Here is a 12,577-nt window from a genome sequence, read left to right on the forward strand (position 1 = left end):
CGGGAAAAGCGTCGTATGCGTGTTGACCATGGCGATCAGGCGTGTCTAGTATCCCGAACAACGTTTGGCAATGCCGAACAGTGTTCTGGATTTTGGCAAGGTTCCTCCTGCGGCGGACAACACCGCGGGCGCCGCGACCGGGCTGGGTCGCGGTCCCGCACCGATGAGGAGTTAGGTGTGAATTCACGTTCGGCCCCGTCCGGTACCTCGCTCGCCGAGCGGGCCCGCCGGGTCATCCCCGGCGGCGTCAACAGCGGGCAGCGCAGCATCCCGGGGCTCACCGACCTGGTGATCACCCGGGCGTCCGGCTCGCGTTTCTGGGACGCCGACGGGCGCGAGTACACCGACTACCACGCGGCCTTCGGGCCGCCCCTGCTCGGCCACAACGACCCCGACGTCAACGCCGCCGTCGCGGCGGTCGGCCAGCGGCTCGACCTGTGCGGCGTGGCCGTCACCGACGGCGAGGTGGAACTCGCCGAGACCCTCGCCGGGCTGATCCCCAGCATCGACAAGGTGCTGCTCACCAGCACCGGCAGCGAGGCCACCTTCCACGCCCTGCGGGTCTCCCGGGCGGCCACCGGCCGTCGGCTGGTGGTGAAGTTCCAGGGCTGCTACCACGGCTGGCACGACTCGGTCAGCCTCAACGTCATCTCCGCCCCGGACCGGGTGGGCGTACCCGACCCGATCTCCACCGGCATCCTGCCGGAGGTGCTCGACGCGACCCTGGTGCTGCGCTTCAACGACGTGGCGGCCGTCCGGGCGGCCTTCGCCGAACACGGCGCCGACATCGCCGCCGTCATCGTCGAGCCGGTCCCGCACAACGTCGGCTGCCTCCTGCCCGACCAGGAGTTCCTGGCGGCGCTGCGGGACGAGTGCACCCGGGCCGGCAGCGTGCTCATCTTCGACGAGGTGATCACCGGCTTCCGGCACGACCTCGGCGGGTGGCAGCGGATCAGCGGGATCACCCCCGACCTGACCACCCTCGGCAAGGCCATCGCCAACGGCTACCCGATCGGGGCGCTGGGCGGCCGGGCCGACCTGATGGACCTGTTCAGCACCCACCCCGGCGCCCCGGCGTTCTTCGCCGGCACCTACAACGGCCACCCGGCCGTCGTCGCCGCCGCGCTGGCCACCCTGACGAAACTCCGCGACGAACCCGTGCACGAGCACGTCTACCGGCTCGGCGACCGGGTCCGCGCCGGACTGACCGAGGTCTTCGCCGACCTCGGCGTGGACGCGGTGGTGACCGGGTACGGCTCGGTCTTTGTCAGCTACTTCATGTCCGGGCCGGTTCCCCGCACGTACGACGACCTGCTGCGCAACGATGCGGGCATGTTCATCGGCTACCGGCGGCGGCTACCCGAGCACGGCATCTTCGAGCTGCCGCTCAACCTCAAGCGCAGCCACATCTCGTACGCGCACACCGACGCCGACGTGGACCGGCTGCTGGAGGCCACCCGGGCGGCGGTCGCCGACACCCTGGCCGCCGGCGGGGTGACCGAACTGGCCGGTACCGCCACCATGGGTGGCGCGCAGGCCGGTACCGCCACCATGGGTGGCGCGCTGCCGAACGCGGCCGGAGGGGGATCCTGATGCTCACCGTCGACAAGACCCGACCGGTCGGGCCGGCCGGCCGGATCAGCCGGGTCGAGACCCTCACCCTCGGCACCGCCTGGCGGGACTTCTCCTACGTGCGAGTGCACACCGACGCCGGGCTGTCCGGCGTCGGCGAGATCACCCACCCGTACCGCTCCCGGGAGACCTGCCAGCTCGCCGAGGCGATGGCCGACCGGCACCTGATCGGCGCCGACCCGTTCGACGTCGAGGAGATCTGGCTGCGCATGTACCAGGGGGACTACCTGCGCGGCGGGGACGTCGGCGGGGTCGTCGTCTCCGGCGTCGACCAGGCGCTCTACGACCTGATGGGCAAGGCCCTCGGCGTACCGGCGTACCGGCTCACCGGCGGCGCCTGCCGCGACCGGGTCCGGGTCTACGCCAACGGCTGGTACACCGGCGACCGGGAACCGGCCGCCTTCGCCGAACGGGCACGGGACACCGTGGCCCGGGGCTGGACCGCGCTGAAGTTCGACCCGTTCGGGGCCGGGCTGGGCGAACTGTCCCGCACCGAGCTGCGCCGGTCGGTGGACATCGTGGCGGCGGTCCGCGACGCGGTCGGCCCCGAGGTGGACCTCTTCGTCGAGGGGCACGCCCGGTTCGCCATGCACACCGCCATGCGGCTGGTCCGCGAGCTGGAACCGTTCGACCTGGGCTGGTTCGAGGAGCCGCTGCCCTGGACGCACATCGAGCGGTACGCCGAACTGCGTGCCCGGGCCACCATGCCGATCTCCGGTGGCGAGCACTTCCACAACCGCTACGAGTACGCCCGGCTCTTCGCCACCGAGGCGGTCGACATCATCCAGCCGGACCTGTCGATGGCCGGCGGGTTCACCGAGGTCCGCAAACTCGCCGCGATCGCCGACCAGCACGCGATGGTCGTCGCGCCGCACAACTCCAACTCGCCGCTGTGCACCACCGCCTCGGTGCACGCGGTGCTCGGGATGCCGAACTTCAAGATCCTGGAGACCTTCGACGGGCTGCTGGAGGACTACGTCTTCGAGGCGGTACGCGGCGCGCTGCCGGTGGTCGACGGGCACATCGCGCTGCCCACCGCCCCCGGGCTCGGCATCGAACTCGTCGACGAGGTCTTCACCGAGCACCCGCCGAGCCACGGCTTCTGGAACATGTTCGCCGAGGGCTGGGAGAAGCGGGACCGGCGATGATCGTCGACGTGCACTCGCACCTGTTCGACTGCCCGGACCACGTCGGCGACCCGTTCGCCGCCGAGGCGGCCCGGGCGCACGGCGGCGAGGTGGACCTGACGGTGCGGTGGTCGCAGTACGCGGCCACCGCTCCGGCGGACACCCGGACCATCGTGGTCGGCGGCAAGGCCCGCCGCTCCGGGCTCTGGGTCGACGACGCGGCGGTGGCCGCGTACGTCGCCGCCCACCCGGACCGGCTGACCGGGTACCTCGCCCTGGACCCGACCCAGCCGGGCTGGCGCGACGAACTGGAGCACGGCCACCGGGACCTCGGCCTGCGCGGCATCAAACTGATGCCGATGTACGCCGGTTTCGACCCGGCCGACCCCGCCTACGACGACCTGTACGGCTACGCCGAACGGCACGGCCTGCCGCTGCTGGTGCACACCGGCACCACCTTCGTCTCCACCGCGCCGCTGCGGTACGCGCTGCCGGTGCACCTGGACGAGGTGGCGATCCGCCACCCGGAACTGCGGATGGTGCTGGCCCATCTCGGCCACCCGTACGAGGGTGAGTGCATCGCGGTGATCCGCAAGCACCGGCACGTCTACGCGGACGTCTCCGCGCTGCACTACCGGCCGTTCCAGCTCTGGCACAGCCTGCGGCTGGTCCAGGACTACGGGGTCTGGTCGAAGCTGCTCTTCGGCAGCGACTACCCGTTCACCACCGTCGACGCCTCCGTCGAGGGGCTGCGGAAGGTGGGCCGGGTACCCGGCATCCCCGGGCTGGACCCGCTCGACGTCGACCAGATCGAGCAACTCATCCACCGTCCGTCGCTCGACCTGCTGGGGCTGTCGTGACCGCCGTACCGCCCGCCGGCCCGCCGGCCGTACCGCCGTCGTTCGACCTGACCGGTCGGACGGCCGTCGTGACCGGTGCCGCCCGGGGCCTCGGTGCCGCGTTCGCGGTCGGGCTGGCCGCCGCCGGTGCCGACCTGATCCTCGTCGACCGCCCCGGGGTGGACCTCGGCCCGGTCGCCGACCAGGTCACCGGGCGGGGCCGGGCCGCCCACCGGTACGCCTTCGACCTGGCCGACACCGAGGCGATCAGCGGCTTCGCGGACCGGCTGCGCGCGGCCCACGGGCCGCTGCACATCCTGGTCAACAACGCCGGGGTGGCCCGGCTGGAACACTTCAACGAGATCACCGTGGCCGGTTGGCGGGAGCTGATGCGGGTCAACGTGGACGCGGTCTTCTTCCTCGCCCAGCGGGTCGCCGAGCACATGATCGCCGATCAGGTGGCCGGGCGGATCGTCAACATCTCCTCGAAGAACGGCCTGGTGGCGGAGGCCGGACTGGCCCACTACAACGCCTCGAAGGGCGCGGTCGAGCTGCTCACCCGTTCGCTCGCCGCCGAACTGGGGCCGCACGGCATCACCGTGAACACCATCGCCCCTGGCATGATCGCCACACCGATCGACGGGGAGTTCCCGTTCGACCGGGCGGCCTTCGAGGCGGCCTGGGAGCAGCGCATCCCGCTGCGCGGCGGGTACGGGACCCCCGCCGACTGTGTGGGTGCGCTGCTCCTGCTCGCCTCGGACGCCGGCCGGTACGTCACCGGGACCCATCTCGTGGTCGACGGCGGGGTACTCGCCGACCAGATGCCCCGGCTGCGGTTCATGCCCCCGTACCGCAGCACCCTGCCCTAGCGGCGGATGGGCGGGGACGCTCAGCCGGCGCCGAAGCAGACGAAGGCCGCCGCGGTGGCGTGGGCCGCCCCGTCCGCGCCGGTGTCGAAGGCCCGCTGGGCGGCGGCGAGCGCCTGCGCCGGGGGCACCCCGGCGCGCATCCGCCGGTGCAGGTCCAGCATCAACGTGGTGGTCAGGTCCGCCGGTACCGGCAGCACGGTGGCGATCAGGCTGCGGGCACCCGACGCCAGCAGCACGGCGCTGAACCCCATCACCTCGTCCCCGGGGCGTACCCCGGACAGGCCCGAGTCGCAGGCGGAGAGGACCACGCAGCCGGGCGGGTGGGGCAGCCGTTCCAACTCGTACGCGGTCAGCGGCCCGTCGGCCAGATCCAGCGTGGAGAAGAGCGGGTTGTCGGCGCGGAACGTGCCGTGCGCCGCGATGTGCGCCAGTCCCGCCCCGTCCAGCGCGCCGGTCACCGCCCCGACGGTCGCCCCGGCGCCGGTGAGCACCCGGGGCGCGGTCAACTCCCGGGCGAGCTGGCGTACCTCGGTCTCGGCGGCGGGCAGTCGCGGGCCGGCGGCCAGCACCGGTGGGCCGGCCGGTGCGGCCCGACCGGCGGCCCGCAGCCACGCGGTGGCCGAGGGGGCGACCGTGACCGGGCGTCCGGTGCCGGTCGGCAGGGCGGACCACGGTACGGCGTGCAGCGCGCCGATCGGCACGAGCACCAGCGGACGGTCGGCGAGCTGCCGGCGTACCGGGTCGAAGAGCTGCCGGTCCAGCGCGGCGGCGGCGTAGTCGACCCCGGCCCGGGCGCTGGCCGTGTCACCGGTGGTGACCAGTCGGCGCAGCCCGAACCGGTGTGCCCGGGCCTGCCGGACCGCCTCGGCGAGCGGCCCCAGGTCGTGCAGGCTGGCCCGCCCGTCGCGGACCAGTACCGCGCGCAGCCGGTCCCCGTGCGCCACCAGTTCCAGCAGGACGGCCGGACCCAGCGTGGCGCAGAGCGCCCGTACCCCGGGTGGCGCGACCAGCCCACCACCGCCGCCCACCGCGCGGGTGAGCTGGAGGATGCGCTGTTCCAACCGGGCCTGGCTGCGCCGCAGCGCCTGCACGGGATGACCGGCGAGCAGCGCGTCCTCCAGCGCGGTACTGACCATCCGCAGTTCGGCGAGGGCGGCGGCCAGTTCGGGGTCGGCCGGTGGCTGGACGGCCCGCATCCGCAGCGCGTTGGCCCGCCACCGCTCCGCCCAGGTCAGTACGCGGGCCGGGGCGCCGGCCCGGACCGCGATGTCCAGACCCTCGGCGGCCAGTTCCTGCCCGTGCGCGCCACTGTGCGCGCGTAGTTCGGTGGCGCCGAGCGCGGCCCGGTGGCCGTCCAGCACGGCCAGTCCCCGGCGCAGGGCCCGGGCCGCGCCCCGCTCGTCCCCGGTCATCCGGCGGGACAGGGCCAGCGCGTACCACCCCTGCGCCCGGCGGGACGCGGTACCGCTGCGGTGTGCCCGCGCGGCCACCGCCAGCAGGTCGGCGGCCCGGCCGGTCCGACCCAGCGTGCCGGCCAGCCGGGCGGCCTCGATCCGGGTGGTCAGCGCCGGGTCGGGCCAGCCGCTGGCGTCGAGCCGGTCGGCGGTCCGCACCATCGCGGCGAGCAGCGCCGGGGTGCGGGTGCCCCGGGCGTACTCGGCGCGCAGCGCGACGTGCCCGGCGAAGGCGGCCCAGATCCGGCGGCCCTGACGGCGGAACCGGGTGCGGGCCGCGTCGGCGGCCTCGGTGGCGGTGGCCAGGTCCCCGGCGAGCAACGCGGCCCGGGCCCGGGCCAGCAGTGCCTCGGCGAGGTCGGAGGCCATGCCCCGGCGGCGCAGTTCGCGGACGGCGGTGTCCGCCACCTCGACGGCCTCCTCGACCAGCGGTACCGACAGCAGCAGTTCGAACCGGTCGAGCAGCAGCGCCGGTCGTGGGACGTTCAGCCGCCGGTACTCCGCGTCGGCGGTGGTGAAGCAGCGCAGCGCTGCCACGATGTCGCCCCGCTGGCCGGCGGCGATACCGATGTTCCAGCGCACGTCGGTGGCGGCCAGGTCGAGCCCGAGCCGGCGGAAGATGGCGGCCGACCGGGTCAGGTCGTCGGCGCCGCGACCGTGGCCCCGGTGGGCGTGGAGCAGTCCCCGGTTGTTCCGGGCCCGGGCCTCCAGCAGCAGGTCGGCCTCGCGTTGGGCGATCTCGACGGCGACGTCGTAGTCCCGGACCGCCTCGGCGAAACGGCCCCGGTAGTGCAGCACCACGCCGCGCTGCATCCGGGCCCGACCGGCGTCGGCGCCGGTCAGTCGGGGGAGCGCGGCACCGACCGCGCGGAGCGCGGCGGTGGTCTGCCCGGCGTTGGCCAGCACGTAGCCCAGGCTCATCCGGGCCAGTGCCCGGACCCGGGCGGACCGGCCGGTCCGGGCCGCCCGGCGCAGGTGCCACAGGGCTCCCGGCAGGTCGTTGAGTTCGCGCAGGGCCAGGCCGATGGCCCGTTCGGCGGTGGACCGCTCGTCGGCGTCGGCCCGCCCGGCGAGTACCTGCCGACCGATGGCGATCGCTTCGCGGGGATAACGCTGGACGTTGTCCAGAGCGGTCTGCGCCGTGGGGGCGCCGGAGCCGGCGCTGACGACCATGCATGAAGAATCCCCGACCGGTGCGGCACGGTCAACGTCGGTCCCACCGGACAATGCCGGGGCCGGTCGGATAACTGACTACCAATTGACAGACAACTATTGCTTGGAATAATTGTCGGGGCCGGCGGGTCGGAGTTGCGAAGCGACCGCCCCGAGGCTGCCGACCATGCTCCTCCCGACGCCCCCTGGAGGCCCGGTGTCGCCTGCGCAGCCCGCCGTGCCCGAGCCCACCGGCCGGTTCTCCCGCCGGCAGGTGCTCGCCTGGTCCGCCCTGGCCGCCGCCGTACCGTTCGGTGCCGCGCTCCGGCCCGCCCCGGCCGGCGCCGAGTCGGCCGACGACGCCTACGCCCGTGCCTTCGCCGAGCTGGTCGCCAACCATCCGGCGGTACGCCGGCACCTCACCGCCGGACGGGAGTTCCTCTACCGGCCCCGGCAACTGCTGGTCGCCCCGGCCGACACCGCACGGGTGCTCGCCAAACTGCGGTCGTACGGGTACGTCGTCAACGAGGGCAACGGCTTCGGCGGGGTCCGCCGGCTCGTCTTCGCCTACGAGACCGACATCCCCGGGGTGGTGACCCGGCTGCGGGACCCGCACCAGTGGTACGGCCAGCCGGTCCCGCTGGTGCAGCCGCACCACGTCGCGGTCGGCTTCGGCAACATCATGGGCAACCCGGGCGGCCCACCCCGGGTCGCCACCGCGCTGGCCCCACCGGATCCGGCCCGGGTCGGCGAGGGCGCCGGGGTGACCGTCGGGATCTGCGACACCGGCATCTGGCGCTCGGCCGGCGGGTTCCACCCACAGTGGCTCGGTGGGTACTACGCCCCGCAGACCGACGACGAGGACCCGCTCTACACCGGGGCCGACCTGCTGGCCCTCCAGGGCGGGCACGGCACGTTCGTGGCCGGCGTGGTCCGCCAGGCGGCCCCCGGGGTGCGCTTCGACCCCGAACAGGCCCTCGACGCCAGCGGGATCGGTGACGAGGAGATGCTGGTCGGTGCGATCGGCCGGCTCAGCGCGGGGACGGCCGTCGTCAACCTCTCCCTGGGCTACTTCACCCAGGACGACCAGCCGCCGTTGCCCATGGTGAACCTCCTGGCCGGCCTGCCGCAGCAGGTGGCCGTGGTCGCCGCCGCCGGCAACGCCGGCACCAGCCGCCCGTCCTGGCCGGCCGCCCTGGACCGGGTGGTCGGCGTGGCCGCGTTGAGCCCCGGCTCCCCGGGCCCGGTGGCCGCGCCGTACAGCAGCCGGGGCGGCTGGGTGGACGCCTGCGCGATCGGCGACCGCACCAGCACGTACGTGCCGGGTCAACTGGTGCTCGCCGGCCAGCCGACCCGGGTCTTCTCCGGGTTCGCCGCCTGGGCCGGTACCTCGTTCGCCGCCGCCCACGTCTCGGGCCGGCTGGCCGCCCTGATGACCGCCACCGGGGTGGACGCGGACACCGCCCGGCTGGCCCTGCTCGCCGGTACCGCGTGGCATCCCGACTTCGGCGTCCTCGTCGGGTGACCGCCCCGGCCACGCACCGGACGGTGCACCGATGACCGACTCTGCCGTTGGCGGTCTGGTCGCCGCCGCAGCGGCCGGTGACGAGGCGGCCTGGTCCGCGCTGGTCCGCCGGTACACCCCGCTGGTGCTGGCGGTGATCCGCCGGTACGGACTGGACCGCACCGACGCGCTCGACGTCAACCAGACCGTCTGGTTGCGGCTGGTGGAGCAACTGCACCGGTTACGGGACTCCGACGCGCTGGCCGCCTGGCTGGCCACCACGACCCGCCGCGAGTGCTACCGGCTGCTCCGGGTCGGCCGACGTACCCAGCCCTTCGACCCGTACGACGAGTCGGTCGACGGGCATGTCGGGGTGCACCTGCTGGTGGACTCGACCGCACCGGACGAGGACCTGCTGCGGGCGGAACGGCAGCAGGCCCTGCGGGACGCCTTCGCCCAGCTGCCGCCGCGCTGCCGGGAACTGCTGGCCCTGCTCGCCGCCGACCCGCCGGCCAGCTACCGCGAGGTGGGGGAGCGGATGGGCATGCCGATCGGCAGCATCGGCCCCACGCAGGCCCGCTGCCTGCACAAACTGCGCAGATGTCCGGCACTGGCCGCATTGGTGGGCCGGGCGGCGGACACCGGGGCGAGCGGAGGTGAACGGGATGGAGCCGTGGCCGCCGGCCGCTGACGACGCCCTGCTGGCAGAGTTGGGCGCGGCACTACGGGATTCGGGGCCGGTCGGGGAGGAGTTCCTGACCGCGGCGCTGGCCGCGTTCAGCTGGCGTACCGTCGACGCGGAACTGACGATCGCCGAGCTCACCTTCGACTCGGCGTGCGACGCGGAGCCGGCCGGTGCCGTCCGGTCCGGTGGCGGGTCACGCACGCTGTCGTTCCGGTCCGGACCGGTCGTCGTCGAGATCGAGGTGACCGGGACCGGCATCGTCGGCCAGCTCTCCCCGGCCCGGGGTGGGCGGGTGGCGGCGCGCAGCGCCACCGGCCGCTACGAGGAGGCTCCGGTCGATCCGGTCGGTTTCTTCACGCTCGGGGTACCGCCGTCCGGCCCGGTGCAGCTCTGCGCGCGGACCACCGGGTACGCGGTGGCGACCGCCTGGGTCAGTCTCCGCTGACCCGGACGGTCGGCGCGGCAGTCCCGGTGCGGGAGGTGTCGGAAACGACCGTGGAGGCCGCGGGACGCGCCCGCGACCTCCACCCCCCACCGGTCCGCCTGGTTACTGGCGACCCACCGTGATGTCGTACTGCACGCCGCCGAGGTCGGCGCGCTCCTCGCCGGTCACGTCCGGGCCGACCTGGATCACGTCGATGCTGGCCTTCTCGGTGGTCAGCGCGGCAGCCGTGAAGTTCAGTCCGAACTCGACCCGCTCACCGCCGTTGAGCAGCAGGTTGTCGATGCTGGCCGTGGCCGGGTCGAGAACCTCGAACTGGGTCTGGCCGACCTGCCGGATGCCCTTGCCGACCGCGCCGCCGGCCAGCCAGCGTTCGGTCAGGGTCGGGCCGAGGTCCACCACGAGCCGACCACCGGCGTTCTGGAAACCGGTACCGGTCTGCCGGAACGTCACGCTGCTGCGGGCCGCCGTGGTCAGCGGGTTGCCGATGGCGAACGGCCGCCAGACGATCGGGCCACCCACGAGGACGTAGACCGAGTCGACGTTGCGCCACGCGATGTTGTTGTTGTGGCGCACGTTGGTGCTGATGCTCGGGCCCTCGAAGGTGAACGGGTCGGTGGGGGAGACCCACCGGGCGAGCAGGCAGAAGTGACCCGGGCCGGGGACGCCGTTCCACGGGATGGTGACCGTGGTGACCCCGGCGAAGACCGGGACGCTGACCGCGCCGATCTGGGTCCAGGCGCCCGGCCAGTTGGCTCCGCCGCCCGGGGTGGTGCGGTAGACCCGGAGGGTGCCGTTGTCGGTGCCGGTGCCGTACGGGCCGGGGTTCCGGAGTTTGACGAAGATGTAGTTCGTCACCCCGACCCTCGGGTTCTGGCTCACCGCGCACTCGATGGCGGTCGGGCAGACCTTGATGTCCGGGCTCTTCCAGAGCGGGTCGTAGCTGTGCGGCTGGTAGCCGAGGTCGGCGCTGACGTCCTTGATGTAGACGTCGGTGCGGGCGCTGACGCCCACCTCGGACCGGTCCTGGACCGGCGCCGCGCCGGCGGAGCTGACGGAGAGCAGCGCCGCCACGGCCGTGCCGGTGAGCAGGGCGAGGGTGGAGCGGCGGGCGCGTCGCCCGGTGGTACTCCGGAACACGTTTCCTCCCGTTGCTGGGGACTGCCGGCCCGGTCGTGGCGGGGTGGGCCGGGGGGTGGACATCCCTACAGAGCGCGGGTCGGCGTGGGAAATACCGGCCGGCTGCTCCGGCCGTTGTCAGATGACGCCAGAAGGAATCAAACAACGTCAATCGATTCGGTGTCACCTCGGGTGATTCTGTCGGTGGGGAGCGGTGGTGCGCCTCGGACGCTTTGCTCTGCTTCACTATCGGAAACACCCGCATCAGGCTGCGCAAATGTGCCTGCGTCGATCCCTGGCCGAAGGGAGAGGTGTTACTCCGGGTGAGTGTTGCCGGGGCTGAAGCAGAGCAAAGCGTCCGGATGATGGTCACTCTGTCCTGGCCGCAGCTGACCGGCGCTGACCGGCGCTGACCGGAGCGCCCGGAGCGCCCGGAGCGGCGGTGGCGGGATCGGGCGGTCAGATCCAGCCCCGGCGGACCGCCCGTACGCCGGCCTGGAACCGGCTGTCGGCGGGTAGTCGTTGCAGGACGTCGGAGACCTTGCGTCGGACGGTACGCACCGAGACGCCGAGTCGCTTGGCGACGGTTTCGTCCTTCAGGCCGTCGCCGAGCAGACGGAGCATGATCTTGTCCTGGACGGAGAGTTCCTCGGACGACCCGGCCAGCAGCGGTTCGGCGTCCCGGGCCAGCGCCCACCAGCTCTCGAAGAGGCTGTTGACCGTCCGGACCAGGGCGGTCTCCCGGACCAGCAGGGCGTTGTCCGGTCCGGGTCCCTGTTCGTCGAGCAGGACCGCGACGGACCGGTCGAAGACGAAGAGACGGGGCGAGGCGGTGGCGATGGTACGGACCGCGCCGCCGGCCCGGATCTTGGCCTCCACGCGACGTCGGATCGCCGGGTGGGCCAGGTCGGTCGGCGGGTAGATCGTGCGGACCCGGATGCCCCGGCTGAGCGCCGCCAGCTCGGCGGCCCGGACGCCGTCCAGGACGTTCCCCGGGAGCTGCCCCGACCCGGGCTCGACACCGATCACCTCGCGGCGTACGCAGTGCATCAGCTCGACCAGTTTGACCACGGCGGCGTCCAGGTTCGGCAGCCGGTGCACCAGTGGGCCGGACTCGGGCCAGGGGGAGGGCGCGAAGAGCCGTTCGCTCACCAGGCGGGTCATCTCCGCCTGGAACACGGCGAGCTGGCCGCGCTTGCGGGCGTACTCCGCGTCGAGTTCGCCCCGGAGGCGTTCGGTCACGAAACTGGGCCCGGCCGGGGTGGCGCTGATCGTGCCGCCGGTGGTCATCCGCAGCAGCCCGCACTGCACCAGCCGATGGCGGCTGGCGGTCACGGCCTCCGGGGAGAGGCCGGTGGCCTCGGCCACCCGCGAAACGTCTGCTCCCGGGTCCACCACGTCCTGCCGATAGACGATCTCGTCATGTTCTTGCAGACCCAGCAGCTCCCACATAACATTCCCCCTGTTGCTGACGACGCTTTTTACTATTGCATTTCGGGGACTTGTTCCGCCTATCGATCATTGCGCATACTGAACAAACAAGCATAGATGTGCGTCAATGGATTAACTTCCGGGATCCGACCATCACGATGGGCCTCCGGTGCGGCGGTAGACCGGGACGGTGCCGGATTCGGCGGGGCGTGTTGGCAGGCGGCTGCCCGACCGGATCGGCGTATCTGCCGGTCAGCGTTGTCAGGATTCTCTCAGGTCACGTTACGTGCACATTCCTGGCCCGATGGCGCGGGAATGATCTG

The 12,577-nt window shown here is 73.1% G+C and carries 10 protein-coding genes; 7 read left to right on the forward strand and 3 right to left on the reverse strand.

Going from position 1 to position 12,577, the window contains the following annotated elements; genetic code table 11:
* Positions 1-177: 177 nt before the first annotated feature.
* From GSF22_RS01130 to GSF22_RS01145, 4 genes are read left to right on the forward strand one after another with little or no spacing between them, the layout of a single operon-like run.
* Positions 178-1,593, forward strand: a complete 1,416-nt coding sequence (locus GSF22_RS01130; protein ID WP_208810767.1) for an aspartate aminotransferase family protein — start codon at positions 178-180, stop codon at positions 1,591-1,593.
* Positions 1,593-2,780 carry a mandelate racemase/muconate lactonizing enzyme family protein gene (locus GSF22_RS01135; protein WP_208810769.1) on the forward strand — a complete coding sequence of 396 codons (1,188 nt, stop codon included), beginning with the start codon at positions 1,593-1,595 and terminating at the stop codon, positions 2,778-2,780. The genes GSF22_RS01130 and GSF22_RS01135 overlap by 1 nt, the downstream gene beginning before the upstream one ends.
* On the forward strand, positions 2,777-3,619 hold the full coding sequence (locus GSF22_RS01140; RefSeq protein ID WP_208810770.1) for an amidohydrolase family protein: 843 nt from the start codon (positions 2,777-2,779) through the stop codon (positions 3,617-3,619). Before GSF22_RS01135 ends, GSF22_RS01140 begins: the two co-directional genes overlap by 4 nt.
* Positions 3,616-4,467 carry an SDR family NAD(P)-dependent oxidoreductase gene (locus GSF22_RS01145; protein ID WP_208810772.1) on the forward strand — a complete coding sequence of 284 codons (852 nt, stop codon included), beginning with the start codon at positions 3,616-3,618 and terminating at the stop codon, positions 4,465-4,467. The genes GSF22_RS01140 and GSF22_RS01145 overlap by 4 nt, the downstream gene beginning before the upstream one ends.
* A 20-nt stretch (positions 4,468-4,487) precedes the next feature.
* Here the strand turns inward: GSF22_RS01145 and GSF22_RS01150 are convergent, their stop codons facing one another.
* Positions 4,488-7,094, reverse strand: coding sequence for a CHAT domain-containing protein (locus tag GSF22_RS01150; protein WP_208810773.1), 2,607 nt, complete (start codon positions 7,092-7,094; stop codon positions 4,488-4,490).
* A gap of 196 nt (positions 7,095-7,290) precedes the next feature.
* Here GSF22_RS01150 and GSF22_RS01155 point away from each other — a divergent pair, with 196 nt between their 5' ends.
* From GSF22_RS01155 to GSF22_RS01165, 3 genes are read left to right on the forward strand one after another with little or no spacing between them, the layout of a single operon-like run.
* A complete protein-coding gene (locus tag GSF22_RS01155; RefSeq protein ID WP_307803666.1) occupies positions 7,291-8,598 on the forward strand; it encodes a S8/S53 family peptidase in 1,308 nt (435 codons plus the stop codon).
* 31 nt (positions 8,599-8,629) lie between these two features.
* Positions 8,630-9,268, forward strand: coding sequence for an RNA polymerase sigma factor (locus tag GSF22_RS01160; protein ID WP_208810775.1), 639 nt, complete (start codon positions 8,630-8,632; stop codon positions 9,266-9,268).
* Positions 9,243-9,707: a hypothetical protein gene (locus GSF22_RS01165; protein ID WP_208810776.1), complete on the forward strand. Its 465-nt coding sequence runs from the start codon at positions 9,243-9,245 to the stop codon at positions 9,705-9,707. The genes GSF22_RS01160 and GSF22_RS01165 overlap by 26 nt, the downstream gene beginning before the upstream one ends.
* A 102-nt stretch (positions 9,708-9,809) precedes the next feature.
* On the opposite strand, the gene GSF22_RS01170 is transcribed toward GSF22_RS01165, so the two are convergent.
* Positions 9,810-10,844 (reverse strand): hypothetical protein, encoded by a 1,035-nt coding sequence (locus GSF22_RS01170; RefSeq protein ID WP_208810777.1) that lies wholly within the window; start codon positions 10,842-10,844, stop codon positions 9,810-9,812.
* 438 nt (positions 10,845-11,282) lie between these two features.
* Positions 11,283-12,275 (reverse strand): helix-turn-helix transcriptional regulator, encoded by a 993-nt coding sequence (locus GSF22_RS01175; protein ID WP_208810778.1) that lies wholly within the window; start codon positions 12,273-12,275, stop codon positions 11,283-11,285.
* Between the last annotated feature and the right edge of the window lie 302 nt (positions 12,276-12,577).

This window comes from Micromonospora echinofusca, assembly GCF_017614955.1.
Lineage (GTDB): Bacteria > Actinomycetota > Actinomycetes > Mycobacteriales > Micromonosporaceae > Micromonospora > Micromonospora echinofusca_A.

What these genes read in the sequence shown, in the direction of transcription:
- GSF22_RS01175 (WP_208810778.1), bottom strand. Translation starts at nt 12,275, where the DNA reads ATGTGGGAGCTGCTGGGTCTGCAAGAACATGACGAGATCGTCTATCGG.
- GSF22_RS01135 (WP_208810769.1), top strand. Translation starts at nt 1,593, where the DNA reads ATGCTCACCGTCGACAAGACCCGACCGGTCGGGCCGGCCGGCCGGATC.
- GSF22_RS01150 (WP_208810773.1), bottom strand. Translation starts at nt 7,094, where the DNA reads ATGGTCGTCAGCGCCGGCTCCGGCGCCCCCACGGCGCAGACCGCTCTG.
- GSF22_RS01140 (WP_208810770.1), top strand. Translation starts at nt 2,777, where the DNA reads ATGATCGTCGACGTGCACTCGCACCTGTTCGACTGCCCGGACCACGTC.
- GSF22_RS01160 (WP_208810775.1), top strand. Translation starts at nt 8,630, where the DNA reads ATGACCGACTCTGCCGTTGGCGGTCTGGTCGCCGCCGCAGCGGCCGGT.
- GSF22_RS01165 (WP_208810776.1), top strand. Translation starts at nt 9,243, where the DNA reads ATGGAGCCGTGGCCGCCGGCCGCTGACGACGCCCTGCTGGCAGAGTTG.